At 60.2% G+C, this 23,007-nt stretch carries 20 protein-coding genes; 12 read left to right on the top strand and 8 right to left on the bottom strand.

Features of this window, described 5'->3' with window-relative positions:
* Positions 1-131: 131 nt before the first annotated feature.
* The 3 genes from A6U98_RS03360 (at position 132) to A6U98_RS37970 (ending at position 868) form a co-directional block, all read left to right on the top strand.
* On the top strand, positions 132-419 hold the full coding sequence (locus A6U98_RS03360) for a hypothetical protein (protein ID WP_064648062.1): 288 nt from the start codon (positions 132-134) through the stop codon (positions 417-419).
* Between the two features lie 122 nt (positions 420-541).
* Positions 542-697 carry a hypothetical protein gene (locus A6U98_RS37040; RefSeq protein ID WP_003539654.1) on the top strand — a complete coding sequence of 52 codons (156 nt, stop codon included), beginning with the start codon at positions 542-544 and terminating at the stop codon, positions 695-697.
* Positions 698-733: 36 nt separating this feature from the next.
* The gene (locus A6U98_RS37970) at positions 734-868 is read left to right on the top strand and encodes a hypothetical protein (protein WP_280818127.1); all 135 of its coding nucleotides are present in this window, start codon (positions 734-736) and stop codon (positions 866-868) included.
* Positions 869-1,051: 183 nt separating this feature from the next.
* Here the strand turns inward: A6U98_RS37970 and gyrA are convergent, their stop codons facing one another.
* On the bottom strand, positions 1,052-3,886 hold the full coding sequence (gene gyrA / locus A6U98_RS03355) for a DNA gyrase subunit A (protein WP_064648060.1): 2,835 nt from the start codon (positions 3,884-3,886) through the stop codon (positions 1,052-1,054).
* Between the two features lie 236 nt (positions 3,887-4,122).
* Between gyrA and A6U98_RS03350 the strand changes: the two genes are divergently transcribed.
* The gene (locus A6U98_RS03350; protein WP_018242015.1) at positions 4,123-4,770 is read left to right on the top strand and encodes a MarC family protein; all 648 of its coding nucleotides are present in this window, start codon (positions 4,123-4,125) and stop codon (positions 4,768-4,770) included.
* A gap of 22 nt (positions 4,771-4,792) precedes the next feature.
* Here A6U98_RS03350 and A6U98_RS03345 read toward each other — a convergent pair whose 3' ends face one another.
* The gene (locus tag A6U98_RS03345) at positions 4,793-5,338 is read right to left on the bottom strand and encodes a hypothetical protein (protein WP_064648057.1); all 546 of its coding nucleotides are present in this window, start codon (positions 5,336-5,338) and stop codon (positions 4,793-4,795) included.
* A 142-nt stretch (positions 5,339-5,480) separates the two neighbouring features.
* Positions 5,481-5,990, bottom strand: a complete 510-nt coding sequence (locus A6U98_RS03340; RefSeq protein ID WP_064648056.1) for a single-stranded DNA-binding protein — start codon at positions 5,988-5,990, stop codon at positions 5,481-5,483.
* A 282-nt stretch (positions 5,991-6,272) separates the two neighbouring features.
* Between A6U98_RS03340 and uvrA the strand changes: the two genes are divergently transcribed.
* From uvrA to A6U98_RS03320, 4 genes are all read left to right on the top strand, one after another.
* Positions 6,273-9,194 carry an excinuclease ABC subunit UvrA gene (gene uvrA / locus A6U98_RS03335; RefSeq protein WP_064648053.1) on the top strand — a complete coding sequence of 974 codons (2,922 nt, stop codon included), beginning with the start codon at positions 6,273-6,275 and terminating at the stop codon, positions 9,192-9,194.
* The gene (locus tag A6U98_RS03330) at positions 9,191-9,652 is read left to right on the top strand and encodes a GNAT family N-acetyltransferase (protein ID WP_064648051.1); all 462 of its coding nucleotides are present in this window, start codon (positions 9,191-9,193) and stop codon (positions 9,650-9,652) included. The genes uvrA and A6U98_RS03330 overlap by 4 nt, the downstream gene beginning before the upstream one ends.
* A gap of 24 nt (positions 9,653-9,676) precedes the next feature.
* Positions 9,677-10,483 (top strand): DUF72 domain-containing protein, encoded by an 807-nt coding sequence (locus A6U98_RS03325; RefSeq protein WP_064648049.1) that lies wholly within the window; start codon positions 9,677-9,679, stop codon positions 10,481-10,483.
* A gap of 102 nt (positions 10,484-10,585) precedes the next feature.
* Positions 10,586-11,551: a magnesium and cobalt transport protein CorA gene (locus tag A6U98_RS03320; RefSeq protein WP_064648047.1), complete on the top strand. Its 966-nt coding sequence runs from the start codon at positions 10,586-10,588 to the stop codon at positions 11,549-11,551.
* 27 nt (positions 11,552-11,578) lie between these two features.
* Here A6U98_RS03320 and A6U98_RS03315 read toward each other — a convergent pair whose 3' ends face one another.
* From A6U98_RS03315 to A6U98_RS03300, 4 genes are all read right to left on the bottom strand, one after another.
* Entirely contained in the window at positions 11,579-12,595 is a 1,017-nt protein-coding gene (locus tag A6U98_RS03315) for a DUF808 domain-containing protein (RefSeq protein ID WP_064648045.1), read from the bottom strand.
* A 113-nt stretch (positions 12,596-12,708) separates the two neighbouring features.
* Complete coding sequence (locus tag A6U98_RS03310; RefSeq protein ID WP_064648044.1) at positions 12,709-14,442, bottom strand: Na/Pi symporter; 1,734 nt, start codon at positions 14,440-14,442, stop codon at positions 12,709-12,711.
* Between the two features lie 112 nt (positions 14,443-14,554).
* Complete coding sequence (pstS, locus tag A6U98_RS03305; RefSeq protein WP_064648042.1) at positions 14,555-15,646, bottom strand: phosphate ABC transporter substrate-binding protein PstS; 1,092 nt, start codon at positions 15,644-15,646, stop codon at positions 14,555-14,557.
* Between the two features lie 352 nt (positions 15,647-15,998).
* Positions 15,999-17,471, bottom strand: coding sequence for a bifunctional ADP-dependent NAD(P)H-hydrate dehydratase/NAD(P)H-hydrate epimerase (locus tag A6U98_RS03300; RefSeq protein WP_064648040.1), 1,473 nt, complete (start codon positions 17,469-17,471; stop codon positions 15,999-16,001).
* A gap of 343 nt (positions 17,472-17,814) precedes the next feature.
* Between A6U98_RS03300 and A6U98_RS03295 the strand changes: the two genes are divergently transcribed.
* The 3 genes from A6U98_RS03295 (at position 17,815) to hspQ (ending at position 20,132) form a co-directional block, all read left to right on the top strand.
* Entirely contained in the window at positions 17,815-18,153 is a 339-nt protein-coding gene (locus A6U98_RS03295) for a P-II family nitrogen regulator (RefSeq protein WP_003579240.1), read from the top strand.
* A 78-nt stretch (positions 18,154-18,231) separates the two neighbouring features.
* Positions 18,232-19,641 (top strand): type I glutamate--ammonia ligase, encoded by a 1,410-nt coding sequence (glnA, locus tag A6U98_RS03290; protein ID WP_011651961.1) that lies wholly within the window; start codon positions 18,232-18,234, stop codon positions 19,639-19,641.
* A 161-nt stretch (positions 19,642-19,802) separates the two neighbouring features.
* A complete protein-coding gene (gene hspQ, locus A6U98_RS03285) occupies positions 19,803-20,132 on the top strand; it encodes a heat shock protein HspQ (RefSeq protein WP_003559363.1) in 330 nt (109 codons plus the stop codon).
* A 114-nt stretch (positions 20,133-20,246) separates the two neighbouring features.
* On the opposite strand, the gene A6U98_RS03280 is transcribed toward hspQ, so the two are convergent.
* Positions 20,247-20,909: an invasion associated locus B family protein gene (locus A6U98_RS03280; protein ID WP_064648038.1), complete on the bottom strand. Its 663-nt coding sequence runs from the start codon at positions 20,907-20,909 to the stop codon at positions 20,247-20,249.
* 284 nt (positions 20,910-21,193) lie between these two features.
* Here A6U98_RS03280 and A6U98_RS03275 point away from each other — a divergent pair, with 284 nt between their 5' ends.
* The gene (locus A6U98_RS03275; RefSeq protein ID WP_064648036.1) at positions 21,194-22,996 is read left to right on the top strand and encodes an extracellular solute-binding protein; all 1,803 of its coding nucleotides are present in this window, start codon (positions 21,194-21,196) and stop codon (positions 22,994-22,996) included.
* Positions 22,997-23,007 lie beyond the last annotated feature (11 nt).

The raw sequence follows: 23,007 nt of genomic DNA, 5'->3' as shown, positions 1-23,007 counted from the left end.
CCGACCGTTGGTTTGACGCCTTTTGTCATGGATGACGCCTTCTCGCAAGTGATTTGCCCAGCTCCAGCCAGAGCGCCGCGCGTCTTTTCAGACGCGTAAAGAACGTTAGGCGCCGGGCGGTTAAACGGCGGATGAATGGCGCGTTCAAGACCGTTTCAGACAGGATCTGCTTAACTCCGATCATCAAAGCAGCCGATGCCATTCCGGCATCCGGCGCTCCCCGAAAGACCAGGTCCATGCTGATCGTGCTCGTTGCACTTGCCGTCGTTTCCTCCCTCGCCGCCGAGATGGCCTATGGCTATTTCGCCGATCGATACGAGATGAGCTGGGTGCGGCCGGAGCTTGCCGAGCATGCGGCGATCGTGCGCGCCCAGGGCCGGCTGCGCGAAAAACGAGCTTCGAATCTGAATGCCAGATGAACGAGACATTCAAGGTCGCTTCAGATCGCCATTGGTAAACACCCGATCAACATCCGGCGGAACCATTTACAGACGGATGCGTTCATTCAACCGATACATAGAGCGGCGCGGAAGGATTAAAAATGCCCGGCAAGATTACGATGATTAACGTGCTCTGGATGGTAATGGTCACGGGCATGCTGACCGCAACTGTCGCTCTCTATGATCAGAAGGTTGATACGTCCAAGGTTTATGGACCCTATGCTTCGGCCCGGACGGCCGTACTGGGCCAGTACTGAGGGGCGAGAACGCAACTCCCCAGGAAAGGAATGCCTATGTTCACGATCTTGACAGTGCTCACCGCCCTCATCAGCGTGATGTTCATCCTGTCTGTGGCCTCGACGATTTCTGCGCTCCGGCGTGAAGGCGAAGAGGTGAAGGCTTTGAACGAAAAACATAGAGCGTTCTGACATTCCTCTCTTACCACCCTCTTCCCACCCTTGAGCGGCACCCTTCCGTCGCCGGGCTATTCAAAGCCGGATGCACCCAGCGTCCGGCTTTTTTCTTTGGGCGTGATCTCAATCCATTTCGGGCCTGCAAAAAAAGGCGGTCTGAAAAGAAAAGGGCGGCTCGAAGCCGCCCCGTTCATTTGATCACTCTTCGACAGGCCCGGCCGGATCACCATCGGTAATCGGCGCCTCGTCGCCACCTTCATCGGCAGCACCTTCATCAGCAGCGGGCGCGCCTTCGGCGACGTCGACAGCCTCCTCCGTCTCATCCTCCTCCGGCTCGCTGATGCGCTCCACCGAGACGACCTTCTCATCCTTGGCCGTCGAGAAGATGGTGACGCCCTTGGTGGCGCGGCTGGCGATGCGGATGCCGCCGACCGGCACACGGATCAACTGACCGCCATCGGAGACCAGCATGATCTGATCGCCGTCATCGACAGGGAAGGCCGCGACCAGTTCGCCGATCTCGCCGGTCTTCGACGTGTCGGTGGCGCGGATGCCCTTGCCGCCGCGGCCGGAGATGCGGAAGTCGTAGGAGGACGAACGCTTGCCGAAGCCCTTTTCGGAGACGGTGAGGACGAACTGCTCCAGCAGCTTCAGCTCCTCGTAACGCTCGTCGCTCAGCTGTCCCTCTTCGGTGACTTCCTCGCCGACCAGCGCGATTTCCTCGGCCTCGCCCGTCGTCAGGCGCCGATCGTTGGCGGCGCGCTTCAGATAGGCAGCACGTTCCCAAGGTTCGGCGTTGACGTGGCGCACGATGGTCATCGAGATGATGCGGTCGCCGCCGGCAAGCGTGATGCCGCGCACGCCGATCGAGTTGCGGCCGGCAAAGACCCGGACGTCGTCGACGGAGAAGCGGATGCACTGGCCGAGCGCGGTCGTCAGCAACACGTCGTCATCTTCAGTGCAGGTCTCGACAGAGAGGATTTCGTCACCCTCCTCCTCGAGCTTCATGGCGATCTTGCCGTTGCGGTTGACCTGGACGAAGTCCGACAGCTTGTTGCGGCGAACCGTGCCGCGCGTCGTCGAGAACATCACGTCGAGATTGTCCCAGCTCGTCTCGTCCTCAGGCAATGGCAGGATCGTGGTGATGCGCTCGCCGGGTGCGAGCGGCAGCATATTGATCAGCGCCTTGCCGCGCGACGTCGGCGTGCCGATCGGCAAGCGCCAGACCTTCTCCTTGTAGACGATGCCACGCGAGGAGAAGAACAGCACTGGCGTATGGGTATTGACGACGAATAGCCGGCTAACGAAATCTTCGTCGCGCGTGGTCATGCCGGAGCGACCTTTGCCACCACGGCGCTGGGCGCGGTAAGTGGTGAGTGGCACGCGCTTGATATAACCGAGATGCGAGACGGTGACGACCATGTCCTCGCGGGCGATCAGGTCCTCGTCGTCCATTTCGAGGCCGCCATCGACGATCTCGGTGCGGCGCGGCGTGCCGAACTCGTCCCGGACGGCGAGAAGTTCGTCCTTGACGATGGTCTGGATGCGGACGCGCGAGGAGAGAATATCAAGGTAATCCTTGATTTCCTCGCCGATCTTGTTGAGTTCGTCGCCGATTTCGTCGCGACCAAGGGCCGTCAGGCGGGCGAGGCGCAGTTCGAGGATGGCGCGCGCCTGCTCTTCCGACAGATTGTAGGTCAGGTCGTCATTGATGCGATGGCGCGGATCGTCAATCAGACGGATCAGACTTTCGACATCTGCCGCCGGCCAGCGGCGGGTCATCAGCTCTTCGCGGGCCGACTGCGGATCGGGCGCCTGGCGGATGACGCGGATGACCTCGTCGATATTGGCGACGGCAATGGCGAGACCGACCAACACGTGGGCGCGGTCACGCGCCTTGCGCAGCAGGAATTTCGTTCTCCGGCTAACGACTTCTTCGCGGAACGAGACGAAAGCGCGCAGCATGTCGAGCAGCGTCAGCTGTTCGGGCTTGCCGCCGTTCAGCGCCACCATGTTGCAGCCAAAGGAGGTCTGCAGCGGCGTATAGCGATAAAGCTGGTTGAGGATGACCTCGGCATTGGCATCGCGCTTCAGTTCGACGACGACGCGATACCCCTGGCGGTCGGATTCGTCGCGCAGATCGGAGATGCCTTCGATGCGCTTGTCGCGCACCAGCTCGGCCATCTTCTCGATCATCGTCGCCTTGTTCACCTGATAGGGAATCTCGGTGATGATGATCTGCTCGCGGTCACCGCGCATCGGCTCGATGGCAGCGACGCCGCGCATGATGACGGAGCCGCGGCCGGTCTCATAAGCCGAGCGAATGCCGGCACGGCCGAGAATCTTCGCGCCCGTCGGGAAATCGGGGCCGGGAATGATCTGGATCAGTTCCGGCAGCTCGATTGCCGGATCGTCGATCAGTGCGATGCAGCCGTCGATGACTTCGGAGAGATTGTGCGGCGGGATGTTGGTCGCCATGCCGACGGCGATGCCGCCGGCGCCGTTGACGAGCAGGTTCGGGAACTTGGCGGGCACCACGACCGGCTCGGAGAGCGTGCCGTCGTAGTTGTCGCGGAAATCGACGGTTTCCTTGTCGAGATCGTCGAGCAGCGAATGGGCAGCCTTTTCGAGGCGGCATTCGGTATAACGTTCGGCCGCCGGCGGATCACCATCGACCGAGCCGAAATTGCCCTGACCGTCGATCAGCGGCAGCCGCAGCGACCAGGGCTGCGCCATGCGGGCGAGCGCATCATAGATCGCGGAATTGCCGTGCGGATGGAATTTACCCATCACGTCACCGGTGACGCGGGCGCATTTGACGTATTTCTTGTTCCAGTCGATGCCAAGCTCGGACATGCCGTAGAGAATGCGCCGGTGCACGGGCTTGAGGCCGTCGCGCACGTCGGGCAGCGCGCGGCTGACGATGACGCTCATGGCGTAATCGAGATACGACCGCTGCATTTCCTCCATGATGGAGATGGGCTCGATGCCTGGCGGGAGCTTCCCGCCGCCGGGGGGTGTTTGCTCAGTCAAAACAGATCACGATCTCTTCTAGAATCACTTGGAGATTTATAGCGGAAAGCCTGTTCTCGCGCCAATTTCACAGCGCGTTTTGAACAGGCTTTTGCGGCTTAAAGACGGTAAAACATGCAAGTTGTGCGGCCGGAGCGGACAAATCCGCCGCGGGCCGCCGCGGGATATTTGCCAAATCGGAATCCCCGCTTCACAATCATTAAAACCACGCACCCATATGGGGTTCCGGAGAGCCGATGGCAAGCGCCGACCAATTGATCAACGCCTTCACGACGCTGCTCGTCACCATCGATCCGCCGGGGCTCGCACCGATCTTTCTGGGCCTGACGACAGGCATGAGCCGCAGTGAGCGCACGCAGGTGGCGCTGCGTGGCTCGACCATCGCCTTCATCATCCTCGCCGTCTTCGCGCTGTTCGGCGCCGGCGTGCTCAGCGTACTCGGGATTTCGATCGGCGCCTTCCGCATCGCGGGCGGGCTGCTGCTCTTCTGGATCGCCTTCGAGATGGTTTTCGAGAAGCGCCAGGACCGCAAGGAGAAGGCCACTGAGGTGGCGATCACCAAGGATCATATCGAGAATATCGCCGTCTTTCCCCTCGCCTTGCCGCTGATCGCCGGCCCCGGCGCGATCTCGGCGACGATCCTGCTTGCCGGCACGCTGGCGACATCGGTCGGAAAGGCGCAGCTGATCGGCGTCCTCGCCGCCAATCTGTTGCTGACCTTCCTCATGCTGCTCGTCGCTGAACGGCTGGACCGTTTCCTCGGCGTCACCGGCCGGGCGATCCTCACACGGCTTCTCGGCGTCATCCTCGCCGCCCTCGCCGCACAATTCGTCGTCGACGGCGCGAAATCGGCGCTCAATCTCATCAGCGCGACGCCGCATTGAAAAAACTTGAGCGCCCTCCAATCTAAGCTTCGAGAAGTGCGAACGCCTCATCCGGCGTTTCAGGAACCTGCTCCACAGCCAAAGCGCGCACGATAGCTCTCGTCAACTCGCGAAAAATATCTATCGACGAACCTATGTCCGAATGTGCCATGCGATCAAAAGAGAGAATTCCAAAACTGGGTAATGCACCCTCACTAAGATCCTCTATCCCCTTGAAAAGGCCCGGCATGTATTCCGCGGCAAATCCAGTAAGCACTTTGTCGTAACTTGGAGCAAGTGATAGGGACCAACTCTCTCCTTTGGTACGTTCAATTGGGACATTCACCTGCAGACCTTGCGTATAAATGGACTGATCCAGGGTGACTGACAGCAGACCATATACAGTTAGGCCTCCAACCGGCCGAGCTATTTCCGCAGCAACGCTCTTCCGATGAGGAGTGCCTTCTCCGCTGGCGAAAACTTTACTCTCCCACAGACGGCATCGAGTTGAATCCATCGACGGCGGGGCCTCGTCCAACCAAAGTCGGAGGCGCGTACCGGAAGCTTTCTTAAAGATGTGGCAGCTCATTCAGAAATTCCCCAAAATGGTGCGAAATCATTCAGGCGGATGTGGTCTGAAGCATCTGCCGCGAAATCAAAGAAAAAGAGCATGACGCCATCCAAGGCATCATGCTCTCTCACTCTTTCACCAAGCCAGAAAAGGCAACCGATCAGAACGGGATGTCGTCGTCGAGATCCCGCGAGAAGTTGCCGCCGCCGCCACCGGCGCGGCTCGGCGATGAGGAGGGTGCCGGGGCGCCGTAATCGTCGCCGTAGTCGTTGCCGCCAGCGGCACTGCCACGGCCGCCGCTCGCGCCGCCGCCTTCACCGCGGCCGTCAAGCATCGTCAGCGTCGAACCGAAGCCCTGCAGCACCACTTCCGTGCTGTAACGGTCCTGGCCCTGCTGGTCCTGCCACTTGCGGGTCTGCAGCTGGCCTTCGATATAGAGCTTGGCGCCCTTCTTCACATATTGCTCGACGACCTTGCAGAGGCCTTCGTTGAAGACGACGACAGTGTGCCATTCGGTCTTCTCACGGCGCTCGCCGGAATTTCGGTCGCGCCAGGTTTCCGAGGTCGCGATACGAAGATTGGCAATCGGCCGGCCATCCTGAGTGCGGCGGATTTCTGGGTCTGCACCCACGTTTCCAATCAGAATTACCTTATTCACGCTACCAGCCATGCTTCTCACCCTGCCTGCCGCCCTGCCCGGCGGCGTTTAATCGATCGGCGCACCTTAAACCATCACGGACCGCCGATGCGCATGGGCGGCATTTAATCCACATGTTTATCCATCAGAAAGCCGCATGCATTCATCAGGAATTTTGTTCTTTCTTTGTTCTAGTTTATCCGTATGATCCTGTCAACAGAATCGAAAACCTTGACCGTAGTGGACATTCAGCCTCGACTCGCCCGTTAGCATCACTAAATAAGGGCTGTCATCCAGAAAACCAAAGCAGAGACGATGAGCGAACTGAAGACGATCTCCATCCGCGGCGCGCGCGAGCATAATCTCAAGAGCATCGATCTCGATCTGCCGCGTAACAAGCTGATCGTCATGACCGGGCTTTCGGGTTCCGGCAAATCCTCGCTCGCCTTCGACACGATCTATGCCGAGGGCCAGCGGCGCTATGTCGAGAGCCTGTCGGCCTATGCCCGGCAATTCCTCGAGATGATGCAGAAGCCCGATGTCGACCAGATCGACGGGCTGTCGCCGGCGATCTCGATCGAACAGAAGACCACCTCGCGCAACCCGCGCTCGACGGTCGGCACCGTCACCGAGATCTACGACTATATGCGCCTGCTCTTTGCCCGCGTCGGCGTTCCCTATTCGCCGGCCACCGGCCTGCCGATCGAAAGCCAGACCGTCAGCCAGATGGTCGACCGCATTCTCGATTTCGGCGAGGGCACCCGTCTTTATATCCTTGCGCCGCTCGTGCGCGGCCGCAAGGGCGAATATAAGAAGGAACTGGCCGAGCTGATGAAGAAGGGCTTCCAGCGCGTCAAGGTCGACGGGCAGTTCTACGAGATCGCCGAGGCGCCGGTGCTCGACAAGAAATACAAACACGACATCGACGTGGTGGTCGACCGCATCGTCGTGCGCTCGGATGTGTCGGCGCGCCTTGCGGACAGCTTGGAAACCTGCCTGAAACTCGCCGACGGGCTGGCGGTTGCCGAATTCGCCGACAAGCCGCTGCCGCCGGAAGAGACGTCGGCCGGCGGCTCGGCCAACAAGTCGCTGAACGAGACGCATGAACGCGTGCTGTTTTCGGAGAAATTCGCCTGCCCGGTCTCCGGCTTTACGATTCCGGAGATCGAACCCAGGCTGTTCTCCTTCAACAATCCCTTCGGCGCCTGCCCGACCTGTGACGGCCTCGGCGCCCAGCAGAAGATCGATCCGGATCTGATCGTGCCCGAGCCCGAGCGGACGCTGCGCGACGGGGCCATCGCGCCCTGGGCCAAGTCGACCTCGCCCTATTACAATCAGACGCTGGAAGCGCTCGGCAAACATTACGGCTTCAAGCTCGGCACGCGCTGGAACGATCTGTCCGACGAGGCCAAGGACGTCATCCTCAACGGCACCAACGACAAGATCGAATTCCACTACGCCGACGGCGCCCGCTCCTATACGACGCAGAAGAATTTCGAGGGCATCATCACCAATCTCGAGCGGCGGTGGAAGGAGACCGATTCTGCCTGGGCGCGCGAAGACATCGAGCGCTTCATGTCGGCGGCCCCCTGCCCTTCCTGCAACGGGTTCCGCCTGAAGCCGGAGGCGCTTGCGGTGAAGATCGACACGCTGCATATCGGCGAAGTTACTGGTATGTCGATCCGCGTCGCCCGCGACTGGTTCGAGACACTGCCGGCAAGCTTCAATGCCAAGCAGAACGAGATCGCCGTGCGCATCCTTAAGGAAATCCGCGACCGGCTGCGCTTCCTCAACGATGTCGGCCTGGAATATCTCAGCCTGTCGCGCAATTCCGGCACCTTGTCGGGCGGCGAAAGCCAGCGCATCCGGCTTGCCTCGCAGATCGGCTCGGGGCTGACCGGCGTGCTCTACGTGCTCGACGAACCGTCGATTGGCCTGCATCAGCGTGACAATGCCCGGCTGCTCGACACGCTGAAGCACCTGCGCGACATCGGCAACACCGTCATCGTCGTCGAACATGACGAGGATGCGATCATGACAGCCGACGACGTGGTCGATATCGGCCCGGCGGCCGGCATTCACGGCGGCCAGGTGATCGCCCATGGTACGCCGCAGGACATCATGGACAGTCCGAACTCGCTGACCGGAAAATATCTCTCCGGCGAACTCGGCGTTCCCGTTCCCGACGAGCGCCGCAAGCCGAAGAAGGGCCGCGAGATCAAGGTGGTCGGGGCGCGCGGCAACAATCTCAAGAACGTCACGGCGTCGATCCCGCTCGGCGTGTTCACGGCGGTGACCGGCGTTTCCGGCGGCGGCAAATCCACCTTCCTGATCGAGACGCTTTATAAATCGGCCGCGCGCCGCGTCATGGGCGCGCGTGAAAACCCGGCCGATCACGACCGCATCGACGGCTTCGAGCATATCGACAAGGTGATCGACATCGACCAATCGCCGATCGGCCGCACGCCGCGTTCGAACCCGGCGACCTATACCGGCGCCTTCACGCCGATCCGCGACTGGTTCGCCGGCCTGCCGGAGGCCAAGGCACGCGGCTACCAGCCGGGCCGTTTCTCCTTCAACGTCAAGGGCGGACGCTGCGAGGCCTGCCAAGGCGACGGCGTCATCAAGATCGAGATGCACTTCCTGCCCGATGTCTACGTCACCTGCGACGTCTGCCATGGCAAGCGCTATAACAGAGAGACGCTCGATGTCACCTTCAAGCAGAAGTCGATTGCCGAGGTGCTCGACATGACGGTGGAGGAAGGCGTCGATTTCTTTGCAGCGGTGCCGGCCGTGCGCGACAAGCTGCAATCGCTGAAGGATGTCGGCCTCGGTTACATCAAGGTCGGCCAGCAGGCGAATACGCTCTCGGGCGGCGAGGCGCAGCGTGTCAAGCTTGCCAAGGAGCTATCGAAGCGCTCGACTGGACGCACGCTCTACATTCTCGACGAGCCGACGACCGGCCTGCATTTTCACGACGTCGCCAAGCTGCTCGAAATGCTGCACGAACTGGTCAACCAGGGCAATTCGGTGGTGGTGATCGAGCACAATCTCGAAGTCATCAAGACGGCCGATTGGGTGCTTGATTTCGGTCCTGAAGGCGGCGACGGCGGCGGCGAGATCGTCGCGACCGGCACACCGGAAGCGATCGTCAAGGAGAAGCGGTCCTATACCGGACACTTCCTGAAGGAGTTGCTGGAACGGCGGCCGGTAAAAAAGGCGGTTGCGGCGGAATGACGATGAGGCCAGCGTCGCCCGATGATCTGGAAACGATCGCGACGCTGACCACAGCCGCCTACCGGCCCTATACCGAACTTTTCGGTGCTCCGCCGATCCCGGTGACGGAGAATTACGCGCCGCGGATCGAACGCGGCGAGGCCTGGTTGCGCCAGATCGGCGGGCAAACGGCCGGCCTGGTGGTCGTCGAGCAGCATTCCGATCATCTCATGCTGTTCAGCATCGCGGTCTCGCCGGCCTTTCAGGGTGCCGGGCATGGAATGGCGATGCTGCGCTGGCTGGAGGGCAAGGCGCGGGAATGGGCCGTGCTGGAGATCCGGCTCTACACCAATGCGCGGATGGAGCGGAACATCGCGCTCTACAGCGCCTTCGGATTTCAGGAAACGGGTCGCCGACCAAGCCCTTATCGGCCAGGATGGACGCTCGTCGACATGACCAAAAAGATCAATGCGGCCTGAGCGGCTGCGAATGGGGAGGACGACATGACGAAATCCGGCACTATCCGCACCGGCATCGGCGGCTGGACCTTCGAGCCCTGGCGCAGGCATTTCTTTCCCGATGACCTGAAACAGAAGGACGAGCTGAATTATGCCAGCCGCCAGCTGAAGGTCATCGAGGTCAACGGCACCTATTACAGCACGCAAAAGCCCGCAGTCTTCGCCAAATGGGCGGCGGATGTGCCCGACGGTTTCATCTTTTCGCTGAAGGCGACGCGTTTTGTCACTAATCGGCGGGTGCTTGCCGAAGCCGGTGAATCGATGGAGCGGTTCCTGTCATCAGGCATCAGCGAACTCGGCGATCATCTCGGGCCGCTGCTGTGGCAGTTCGCACCGACGAAGAGGTTCGATGCAGACGATTTCGAAGCCTTCCTGAAGCTGCTGCCGGCCAAACAGGACGGGTTGGCGCTTCGCCACGTGGTCGAAGTACGGCACGATTCTTTCAAGGTGCCGGAGTTCGTGGCGCTGCTTTCGAAATACGGCGTGGCTCCTGTTTGCGCCGAACATTTCGAATATCCGATGATCGCTGACGTGACGGCCGATTTCGTCTATGCGCGGCTGCAGAAGGGCTCGGACGATATTCCGACCTGCTATTCGGAAAAGGACCTGAAGGCCTGGGCAGACCGGCTGGAGACCTGGGCCGAGGGCAAGGTTCCTGATGACCTGCCGCTGATCGATGGAGATCGCAAGGTGAAGACAGAGCCGCGCGACGTCTTCGCTTTCATGATCCATGAGGGCAAGGTCAACGCGCCGCACGGGGCGATCGCCCTGCAGCAGGCGCTGGCGAAATAGGCCGGGCTGGATAGTCACAAAAGGATCGTAACATTGTGGGTATCACATCGTCAGTCACGCATTCCATGAGGGCATCATGATCGTGGCAACCTGGGAGCCCGCATGAGCGTTGCCGCATCCTATCTCTATCGCAATGGACGGCGGGTCGAGGCCGTACCTTTCGAGGCGGTCTCCATTCCGGCGACGGACAATGAATTCATCTGGATCGGGCTGCACAAGCCTAGCCGGGACGAACTCCTGCTGCTGCAAGGCCGTTTCGGCCTTCACGAACTCTCGATCGCCGATGCGCTCAGTTCTCTTCAGATGCCGAAGCTCAGCGTCTATGACGACCAGTTGTTCGTCATCGCAAAGACGGCACAGCTCGAGGGGGACCATATCACCTACGGGGAGACCGCAATTTTCGTCGGCAAGCGCTATATCATCACCGTCCGCAATGGGTCGGAGCGCGGGCACGGAGAACTGCGCGGCCGGCTGGAGACATCGCCGCAGACGCTCTGCCATGGCACCGACTACATTCTGCATGCCATTCTCGATTTCATTATCGACGGCTATCTTCCCATCGTGCGCACGATCGAGGATTCCGTTCTCGAGATGGAACGAAAAATGCTCGATGCGTTTCTCGACCGCAGCCAGATCGCCCGCATTTTCAAGTTGCGCCGGGAAGTCATTCTGTTTCAGCGGGTGCTGGATGCGATGCTGGACCTTTGCGGCAAGCTCTACCATCTCGACCTGCCGTCACTTGACAGGGAAGCGAAGCCCTATTTCCGCGATGCGCTTCAGCACATGCACCGTGTCGAGACGATGGTTGCAAGCTTGCGCGACGTGATCACATCGGTTTTCGAAGCGAGCAATCTGATTGAACAGCAAAGACAGGGCACAATCACACGGCAGTTGGCGGCCTGGGCTGCCATTCTCGCCGTTCCGACGGCGATCGCCGGCATTTACGGCATGAATTTCGACAATATGCCCGAGCTGAAAACCAGCTACGGCTATTTTGTCGTTTTGGCCGTCATCGCTGTCATGTGCATCGCACTTTTCATCCGTTTCAAGCGCGCCCGCTGGATCTGACGCCTTGCTCGTCGATGGGCGGCGGTTTCATTTCTTCCCGTCCACCAGCGCCTCTTTCCGGCGCGGCAGGAGCGATTTGAGGTACCGCCATATCGGCGAGACGGCGTAGCCTGCGACCGGAATTGCGATCAATCCGGCGACGATCCCGACGATGCCCGCTCCTGCGGCCTCGACGATCCAGCGCAGCACCGATGGCAGAACGGGGATGGCATGCGCCGTCGCCTCGCCGGCATCATGGATCAGATGCGCTGGGCCGCTGACGCCATAGGCTTCGAGGCCATGAACGATGATGCCGCCGCCGACCCAGATCATGGCGGCTGTTCCGACAATGCCGAGCACTTTCAGAAAATAAGGCATGCCTGTGACAAGCCCCTTTCCGATCGCACGCAAGAAGGCGCCCATCGCAGATGCCGTGCGCACACGCGCCAGCATGAGACCGACATCATCGGCCTTCACGATAAGCGCCACGCCGCCATAGACCAAGACCGTGATGCCTAGTCCAACGACGGCAAGGATGAGGGCCTGCGTGAACACGCTGCCAGACGGCACGACGGCGAGCGTAATCGCCATGATTTCGGCCGACAGGATGAAATCCGTCTTGATCGCACCGGCAACCTTTTCGTCTTCTACCGATTTGGCATCGAGGCTTGTCGTCTCGAGTGCCGTTTCATGGGCGTGAGCCGCATGCGGCAGCACCAGTGCGTAGACTTTTTCCACACCCTCGTAGCAGAGATAAAGTCCGCCGATCATTAGCAGCGGTGTGATCGCCTGCGGTGCGACAAGGCTCAGGATCAGCGCTGCGGGCAGCAGGATCAGAAGCTTGTTCTTCAGCGAGCCGAGCGCGATCCTGCCGATGATCGGCAATTCGCGCGCTGCCGAAAATCCGGTGACGTAGCGGGGTGTGACTGCCGCATCGTCAATGACGACGCCGGCCGCTTTCGCGCCTGCCTTGGCAGCCTGGCCGGCGATATCGTCGAGCGACGCCGCAGCCACCTTGGCCAATGCCGCGATATCATCAAGAAGGGCGATCAGGCCAACACTCATTCGAGCCTCCGTCGGGAAGACAGACTTACGCAGTGAAAAACGGAAAACCAATCAACGAGACGTGGCATCCTCCGGCGGGAAGATGCCACGCAAGGATCGCGACGACAATGCCGTTATTCGGCAGGCATCGGGCTCAACCCGCCCTCGTCCAGCGGAGGACGTGCCTGCCGTTCCCGTTTCTGCGAAACCCGCGACAGAACGCTCTGCCGGTTGACGGATTTGCGTTCCTCATCGATGCGGCGGATCAAGATCTCGGCGCGCTCGACCGAGCCGAGAAGCGCCAGGATCGTGCCGCGTTCGGCCGCGCCGGCATCCGGGCCAAGTGCCAGTGTCTGTTCCCGCAGTTCGCTGACATTGGGAAGGCTGACATGGCCGGCCGGCATGGAGGGACGAACCACGCCGTAGTCGGGCATGATATCCTGCAAAGAGGCATCGAGCTTGCTCAGTGCCAGATTGACGATCGCCAAAGCGGGCTCGCTGAATTTTTCACGCTTCACGCGCCGGGCGACCTGATGCATCGATTCAGTCAAGGCAGCGGTGAAATCCGCCTCCTCGATCAGGCTGGCGACCAGATCGAGTTGCTCGTAAGGCAGATCCTCCTTCATCAGCGATGCGGTATAATCGCGAATGTCACGGCTGAGGATATCGGTGGCGAGATAGTGTTCGCCCGGATCTGATGGAGCCGACTTGGCGGACCGGGCAATATCCAGGAACATCGCGCCGGCCTGCAGGTGACGCGCGGTCTCCTGCTGGACGGCCGGAACGGCGCGCGCGAAGTCGCTTGTGAGCCTGCGGTCGAGGAATTTCGGCGTCGAATAATCTTCAACATCCTCGGCGTCGATACGGCCGATGCGCGACAAGACACGTTCGAAGACGCTGACGAAGGGAAACAGCAGCGCCGTGTTGAAGACGTTGAAGAAGGTCGAATAGAGACCGACAGCGACCGGAACCAGCGGAAATGTCTCCTTGCCCTCGACCACGACCGGAACGCCGGGATCGCCGCCGAACCACTGCATCGCCCATGCCAGAACGTCGATCGAGACGAAGAACAAGGGCACCGTGATGCAGACGCCGATAATGTTGAAGGACATATGGGCATAGGCAGCGCGTTTGGCGTTCTTCGACAGATTGAGCGAAGCAATCCACGAGGTGATCGTGGTTCCGAGATCCGCACCCAGCGAGAAGGCAACCGCCGTCGTCCAGTCAAGGACACCAGCCGCGCCGAGCCCCATGACGATACCGATCGTCGCCGACGAGGAGTGGATCATCGCGGTGACGCCGGCGGCGATCAGCACGCATTTGATCAGGTTGTAATAGGAGTCGGCGGTCAGCGTCGACAGAACGTCCATGACCTCCGGAATGTTGCGCAGCGGCCGAAGGCCGCCGGTCATCAGATTGAGACCGTAGAAAATCAGCGCGAAGCCCATGCAGGCAAGCGCGACGTTGCGGATCCGCTCGCTCTTGGCAAAGCAGTAAACCAGCGAAAAAACGCCCGCAAAGATCAGGCCAAGAGGACCGAGCGGCAAGGCGATCAGGCCGTTTCCGAGCGTCGTGCCGATGTTGGCGCCCATGATGACGCTGATCGCCGGACGCAAGCCGACAACGCCGGCATTGACGAGGCCGACGACCATGACCGTCATTGCCGTCGATGACTGGATGACACCGGTGATGAGCGTTTCCGCGATGACGCCCTTGATCGGCGTGCCTGCGGCTCTCGCAAGAAATGCGCGCATCTTGTTGACGGAGAGTGCCTGGATGCCGTTCGACATGAACTCCAGACCGAGCATGAATATCCCCAGCCCGCCAATAACAGGCACAAGAATATCCTTGAAAATGTCGATGTTCATTACGCCTTACCCCCTTGGCGCCAAAATGGCGCGCTTCAACGACGCCCCCGCGTCTCACATGCCCGATTTCATACGGTCGGCGATGTCCCGACCGCGTATACGCGCGAAGGAATTACTGGCTCGCGGAGGCATCCTGCTTCAGCCAGTATTTGACGATCTGACTGACGAGCTGCGGCGGCAAAGGCACATAGCCCAGCCCCTCGGCGTCCTTACTGCCTGTCTCGAACGCCAGGCGGAAAAAGTCATGCACGCGGCGATAGCGATTGGGCGCCTGTCCCGTCATTGGAACGACAGCAAATGTCGCCCCGCTGATCGAATAGGCCGCCTCTCCCGGTTGATCCGTGAGCGACACCGAAAAATCTTTCGCTTCATCCCATGAGGCGGTGCTGGCCGCAGCCCGCACGCCATCCGGTCCCGGTTTTACGAACTGGCCGGATTTGTTCTGAACAGCGGCATAGGGCAGGTTTGCACGCTCGACCTGGCCAAAATCGGCATAGGCGATCGCCCCCTTGGTTGCCTGCACCGCGCGAATGAGATCCCCGGTTCCCTCGACACTCGTCCCCACAGGCCAGGCGATCAGCGTATCCGCTCCATGTGCCGCCTTCCATTCGGGGCTTGCCGAGGACAGGAATTCGGTGAACATGAAGGTGGTGCCTGATCCGTCCTTGCGGGTAACGGGGCTGATTTTCTGATCGGGAAGACTGATCTCCGGGTTGATCGCCTTGATGGCAGGGTCAGCCCATGACTGGATCTTGCCGAGATAGATATTCGCAAGCAGCGGGCCGGTCAGGTTGATACGGCCCTTGTCGATACCGTCAAGATTGACGGCAATCGCCACGCTGCCGAGTACGATCGGAAACTGCTGGCGGCCATGCTTTAAGAGCTCGTCATGGGAGACCGGCACATCGGTCGCAGCGAAGTCCAGCTCCGGCTGATCAAGGCGCATCATACCTGCCAGCGAACCGACCAGCTCGTAGTCTACCGTCCAGTCGGGTGAGCTGAAGTCGCCGTCATCCATCCGCGCCTTCTCGTAGATCTCCGCCCATTTCGCGATGATGGGTGCCGCGAATGTGGAGCCAGCGCCGCGAATGGGCTCGGCCATGGCTGCAGGAGCGATGAAGAGTGAGCCGACAACTGCCGCAAGTCCGCCAAAGCCGGCGGCGGCGGTCGTCACTCTGTGGACTTGCCGAAAAAAACGTTCCATCGGCGCTTCCCCTCGCAACCGTTGACTGCGTACTTCGCTCAGAATTCACACCAGATCAGCTGAGGACCCGTCGTACGAACCGTGGTCCGGCCGACAGGAATTCCTGCCACCACTAAGTATTTCCATTCATTAACATTTTAATGACAGTTTAGTTTGACGGGTTGCTGTTTCCCAGCGCAGGACATTCCTCGGCTGATCGATGTCGCTCTACAAATTCCAAATAAAACCGTCACTCAACTGACACATCGCCCGCATTTACAATGGTAAAACAACGCAGCCCGCGCCACGGCCAGACATGTCGGGGACAGTGCGGATTGCTTCTGCGTTCGAGGTGCAGGAGGATGCGGCGGCGCTAAAGCGGCAATACCACGGCTGCAAGCTCCTCCGCCGTCAGCCCCTTGCCGGCGCGTCGGCCGGCCTCGCCGTGCAGCCAGACGCCGGCAGCCGCGGCCTCGAAGGCCGGCAGGCCCTGGGCGAGCAATCCGCCGATGATGCCGGCAAGCACGTCGCCTGAACCGGCGGTGGCAAGCCAGACAGGAGCGTTGGTATTGATGAGCGCACGTCCATCAGGCGCGGCGATGACGGTATCGGCGCCTTTGTAGATAATCGCGGCATTGGCGCGGCGGGCGGCGGCCAAGGCCTTATCCACCTTGCCGAGCCCCTCGTCGCCGCCGATATCGGGAAAGAGCCGGGCGAATTCGCCTTCGTGCGGCGTCAGCACCAGACGCGGCTCACCCCGGAAAAGATCAAATAGCTGTTGCGGATCATCTTTGAACGAGGAGATGCCGTCGGCATCGAGCACCAGATGGCGATCGGTAAGGGCCGAGACGAAGCCGCGCGCCCTGGCGCCAATGCCGAAACCGGGGCCGAGGACGAAGGTCTGCAGCCGCTGGTCGTTGAGCCAGTCGCCGAGGTCGGCCTCATCGTCGATGGCATGCAGCATGACGGCGGTGAGATGCGCGGCATTGGCCGCCATCGCCTCGCGGGGGGCGGCGATCGTCACCAGGCCGGCGCCGGCCTTCAGGCCCGAGATCGCCGACATGCGCGCAGCACCCGTCTTGTCGGCCTCGCCTGAGAAAACCACCAGATGACCGCGCTTGTATTTATGGGTTTCCAACTGCTCGGCCGGCAGCGCACGCTTCCAGGCATCCGGCGTGTTCTCGGCGATGATACCGCCTGCCTCAGCCCTGACGATGCGGGCGGGGATGCCGATGTCGAAGACCTCCAATTCCCCGCAAAGCTCCCTGCCCGGCATCAGCAGATGGCCGGGCTTACGGGTCATGAAGGTGATGGTGTTGCGGGCCCGGAAGGCGGCACCCAGCACCTTGCCGGTGCGGCCATCAAGACCGGAGGGCAGATCGATGGCAAGTACCGGTATAGCGGCCTCGGTGATGCGCTCGATTAGCGCGCGCACATCGGCCGACACTTCGCGGCCAAGCCCCGCCCCGAACAAACCGTCGATGACGACGTCGCCGGTTTCGGGCCGATAGAGGTCGAGGTTTTGCCCCTCGAGCACGCAACCGGCTCGGGCACGGGCCGCATCGCCCTTCAGCCCGGAGGGATCGCCGAGGTGGAAGAGCGCCACCCTCGCCCCGCTCGCCTGCAGATAACGTGCTGCGACATAGGCGTCGCCGCCATTGTTGCCGGGTCCGCAGAAGACGGCGAAACGCAACGCACCGGAATGAAGGCGCAGAGCAGCGGCCGCGACCGCGGCGCCTGCCCTCTCCATCAGGCCGAAGGAGTCGATGCCGGATGCGGCAGCGGCTGCATCGACGGCGGCCATTTCGGCAGGCGTGAGAAGAAGGTCAGACAGATGTTTGCTCATCATCCTATTCAATCAAAAAACGCCTAAAAAACAACCGCCTGAAACAGCAAAGAGAAGACTGCTATTTAGGCATTTGCCTATATTTTCATCTCCGCCTGACGTGTATTCGCAGTTGCGAAAATACATGACTTTTTCCATTTCGGATGTGATTTTGATCGGAGACAATGTTTTTCCACCTATTCCGGCACCAAAACGACATGGAATTCCCCGCAAACGCGCCGGTTTTGGCAGAATCGACGTCTTTTTTCGATAAGATGGATTTCAAACTGGCACGATATCTGCATCATATCCGGCGAGCGGGAAAATTCCTGCCATAACAAGAGAAGCGGAGAGACATTTTCTCATGAAAAAGATCGAAGCGATCATTAAGCCTTTCAAGCTGGACGAAGTGAAGGAAGCCCTTCAGGAAGTTGGCCTGCAGGGTATCACGGTCACGGAAGCCAAGGGTTTCGGCCGTCAGAAGGGCCACACGGAACTCTACCGCGGAGCTGAATACGTCGTCGATTTCCTGCCGAAGGTCAAAGTCGAGGTCGTACTGGCCGACGAGAACGCGGAGGCCGTCATCGATGCGATCCGCAAGGCGGCGCAGACCGGGCGCATCGGCGACGGAAAAATCTTCGTCTCCAATATCGAAGAGGTTATCCGCATCCGCACCGGCGAGACCGGCATTGATGCCATCTGACCACTTTGCCAATCGCGCAAAGTCCGTTACCGTCATCGCCGACCTACACCGTCATCGCAAATCGGAGGAAACTCATTAATGGCGACCGCAAGCGAAATTCTGAAGCAGATCAAGGAGAACGACGTAAAGTTCGTCGATCTGCGTTTCACCGACCCGAAGGGCAAGCTGCAGCATGTGACGATGGACGTTGTCTGCGTCGACGAAGACATGTTCGCTGACGGCGTGATGTTCGATGGCTCCTCGATCGGCGGCTGGAAGGCCATCAACGAGTCCGACATGGTGCTGATGCCCGATACCGAAACGGTGCATATGGACCCGTTCTTCGCTCAGTCGACCATGGTCATCGTCTGCGATATCCTCGATCCGGTGTCCGGCGAAGCCTATAACCGCGATCCGCGCGGCACCGCCAAGAAGGCCGAAGCCTATCTCAAGGCATCCGGCATCGGCGATACGGTTTTCGTCGGCCCTGAAGCCGAATTCTTCGTCTTCGACGACGTCAAGTACAAGGCCGATCCCTACAATACCGGCTTCAAGCTCGATTCGACCGAATTGCCGTCGAATGACGATACCGATTACGAGACCGGCAACCTCGGCCATCGCCCGCGCGTCAAGGGCGGCTATTTCCCGGTTCCCCCCGTTGACAGTGCCCAGGACATGCGTTCGGAAATGCTGACGGTGCTCTCCGAAATGGGCGTCGTCGTCGAAAAGCATCACCATGAAGTCGCTGCCGCCCAGCACGAACTCGGCATCAAGTTCGATACGCTGGTGCGCAACGCCGACAAGATGCAGATCTACAAATATGTCGTGCACCAGGTTGCCAACGCCTATGGCAAGACGGCGACCTTCATGCCGAAGCCGATCTTCGGCGACAACGGCTCGGGCATGCATGTGCACCAGTCGATCTGGAAGGGCGGCAAGCCGACCTTTGCCGGCGACGAATATGCCGGCCTTTCCGAGAGCTGCCTGTTCTACATCGGCGGCATCATCAAGCATGCCAAGGCGATCAACGCCTTCACCAATCCGTCGACGAACTCCTACAAGCGTCTCGTCCCGGGTTACGAAGCCCCTGTGCTGCTCGCCTATTCGGCCCGCAACCGCTCGGCCTCCTGCCGCATTCCGTTCGGCTCCAACCCGAAGGCCAAGCGCGTCGAAGTCCGCTTCCCGGATCCGACCGCCAACCCCTATCTGGCCTTTGCCGCCATGCTGATGGCCGGCCTCGACGGCATCAAGAACAAGATCCATCCGGGCAAGGCCATGGACAAGGATCTCTACGACCTGCCGCCGAAGGAATTGAAGAAGATCCCGACCGTCTGCGGCAGCTTGCGCGAAGCACTCGAAAGCCTCGACAAGGACCGCAAGTTCCTGACGGCCGGCGGCGTCTTCGACGACGACCAGATCGATGCCTTCATCGAGCTGAAGATGGCTGAGGTGATGCGTTTCGAAATGACGCCGCATCCGGTCGAATACGACATGTACTATTCGGCCTGATCGGGCCCAGAACACAGAAAGCCCCGGCCCGCCGGGGCTTTCGCCTCCCAGGTCATGAACGGCAAGTGGCGAGGATATGACGTTCATGTGACGAACGGCGCGCAAAATCTTGATTTGCGCGACACCAATCACCAAATTTGGTGATGAAAGGAAGTCGTACCATGAAAGAAAGAATAGCAAAGTTCAGTATTGGCGAAGTGGTTCGGCACAAGGTATTTCCGTTTCGCGGCGTCATCTTTGACGTTGATCCGGAGTTCGCGAATACGGAGGAGTGGTGGAATTCCATTCCGGCCGAGGTGCGCCCGAGCAGGGACCAGCCCTTCTATCACCTGCTCGCTGAAAATGACGAAAGCGAATATGTCGCCTATGTCTCTGAGCAGAACCTGATGAACGACGAAAGCGGCACGCCGCTTCGCAATCCACAGATCTACCAGATTTTCGATCAAGCCCCGTCAGGGCAGTTCAAACCCAAGATGAGCTTCGCCCACTAACTCAGTCGTGCTGATCGTTGAATCAAGGCCTCGCTTCTCCCGGCGAGGCCTTTTCTTTGCGCAACAAAAAACCCGGCGCGAAGCCGGGTTTCTGTTTCAAAGAAAGTGGCAGGATTACTGAGCCTTGGCTGCCTTCTGGGCGTCTTCCAGCTTCTTGCGGGCTTCCTCGGCCTTCTTCTGCATGCTGTCCTGCAGGCTGCGCTGGCTTTCAGCGAGCTTGGATTCGGAAACCGGTTCGCCGTCATAAGCACCGGTGAAGCCTTCGAGCGAAATCTTGATCGGGTTCGGAGCGCGGCGGAAGTTGATCGAAGTGAAGATCACGTCGCTGCCCTTCTTGAGGCTGGCGATCATTGCGTCGGTCAGCGGAATTTCAGCGGTGCACTTGTCCGGCAGGCAGACGGCGTAGTCGAGCTTCTGGCCCTTGCCGCCGTCGATCTGCATGACGACGCCGGGAGGAACGAGACGTGCCGTGGGAACCGAGACCTGCAGGAGCTTGCGGTTGATCTTGCCGGAAACCGAGATCAGGCCGACGGCCGTGACGAGCTGGCCGCCATTGGCGAGGATCAGGTTCTGGACAACACAGATGTCGTTGTCTTCCTGCTTGCTACAGGTCTTGTACCAGCCGAGCTTCGGCGCTCCTGCGGCCTGTGCCGGGGCATCGGCCGGAGCCTGTGCCGCCGCATCCTGTGCGAAGGAGGAGACCGGAGCCGAAGCGCCGAACACCACCGCCAGAACGGACAGTGCTGCCCGCATTTTCTTTTCAGACTTGAACATCATAACGAATTCCGTCTCCTGATATCCGTTCGGGGCAGCGGTTTGCCGCCCCAACCATCGGGTCGTTCGGCACTCCACCTCTTAAAAAAATAAGGCAAATGCATGACCCCGAAACTTCGGGTTTACCTGTTACATCGCAGCGTTCAAGATATCCAGCATTTCTTTGGCAATTTGAGGTGCATTTCGTCGCGATGCCAAAGAAATCGCCGTTCCGTGTTGGAATCGATCGACCCCATGATAATCTCCGCGGTGAATCATGCCCGTTTTCACGGATCAAGGATTGCCGAATGCTCCGGATCGTCGTCCCCCTCGTTCTCTCGCTGCTGTGTGGCTCTGTTGCCGCAGAGCCGCTGCACGGCATCGCGATGCACGGTGAGCCGGCTTTGCCGGCGGACTACAAACACTTCCCTTACGTCAATCCCGACGTGAAAAAGGGCGGCAAGATCACCTATGGCGTCGTCGGCACCTTCGACAGCCTCAACCCGTTCATCCTGAAGAGCATGCGCACGACGGCGCGCGGCATGTGGGATCCGGATTATGGCAATCTCGTCTACGAATCGCTGATGCAACGCTCCAGGGACGAGCCCTTCACGCTCTACGGCCTGCTCGCCGAAACGGTCGAATGGGACGACGACCGGAACTTCATCCAGTTCAACCTCAATCCGAAGGCGAAATGGGCCGATGGCCAGCCGGTGACGCCCGAGGATGTGATGTTCACCTTCGAGTTGATGCGCGACAAGGGCCGAGTGCCCTTCGCCAACCGCCTCAACGTCGTCGCCAAGATGGAAAAGGTCGGCGAGCGCAGTGTGCGTTTCACCTTCAACGATAAGGCCGACCGTGAGACGCCGCTGATCTTCGGTCTTTTCCCGGTGCTGCCGAAACATGCGATCGACCCAGAAACCTTCGACCGTTCTTCGCTGACGCCGCCGGTCGGCTCCGGTCCCTACAAGGTGAAGACGGTGAAGCCCGGCGAGAGCATCACCTATGAGCGCGATCCGAACTACTGGGGCAAGGACATTCCCGCCAAGGTCGGCACCGACAATTACGACCAGATCACCGTCCAGTATTTCCTGCAGGATACGACGCTGTTCGAGGCCTTCAAGAAGGGCGATGTCGACATCTATCCCGACGGCAATCCCGGTCATTGGGCCAATGCCTATAATTTCCCCGCCGTCACCTCGGGGGCTGTGGTCAAGGACGTGTTCACACCGAAACTGCCAAGCGGCATGCTCGGCTTCGTGTTCAACACGCGCCGACCGATCTTTGCCGATCCCAAAGTGCGCGAAGGCCTGTCGCTGGTGTTCGATTTCGAATGGGCGAACAAGAACCTTTATTCCGGCGCCTACAAACGCACCCAGAGCTTCTGGCAGAATTCCGAGCTGTCGAGTTTCGGAATTCCCGCCAATGCCGCCGAGCTTGCCCTGCTCGGGCCGATCAAGGACAAAATCGCGCCGGAGATTCTCGACGGCACCTACAAGCTGCCGGTCACCGACGGCTCCGGCCGCGACCGCAATGTTCTGAAGCAGGCCGTCGAGCAGCTGAAACAGGGCGGCTATACGATCCAGGGCGGCAAGATGCTCGATGGCTCCGGCCGCCAGCTCGCCTTCGAGATCATGACGCAGAACGCCGACCAGGAGAAGCTTGCCGTCGCCTATCAGCGCTCGCTGCAGACGATCGGCATTGCCGCTTCGATCCGCACGGTCGACGATTCGCAGTACCAGAGCCGGACGAACAGCTTCGACTACGACATGATCATGAAGTCCTACACCTCCTCGCTATCGCCTGGAAACGAACAGCTCGGCCGCTGGTCTTCAGCCGCTAAGACCCGCGAGGGCAGCGATAGCTTCGCAGGCGCTGCCGACCCCGATCTCGATGCCTTGATCGATCACCTGCTCAGGGCGCGCTCGGCCGAGGATTTCACCGCGGCGGTGCGCTCCTACGACCGGCTGCTGCTGTCCAGCCATTACGTGCTGCCGCTCTATCATATGGGCCAGCAATGGGTGGCGCGCAGCAAGCGCATCGGCCATCCCGACGCGGTGCCGCTCTATGGCTATCAGCTGCCGCTATGGTGGGATACGAGCGCCCAATAAGAGCAGCCGAA

The organism is Rhizobium sp. WYCCWR10014 (assembly GCF_001657485.1).
Taxonomy (GTDB): Bacteria; Pseudomonadota; Alphaproteobacteria; order Rhizobiales; family Rhizobiaceae; genus Rhizobium.
Note: the sequence above shows the minus strand (reverse complement) of the source record. Positions and strands in the feature narration are given on the sequence as shown.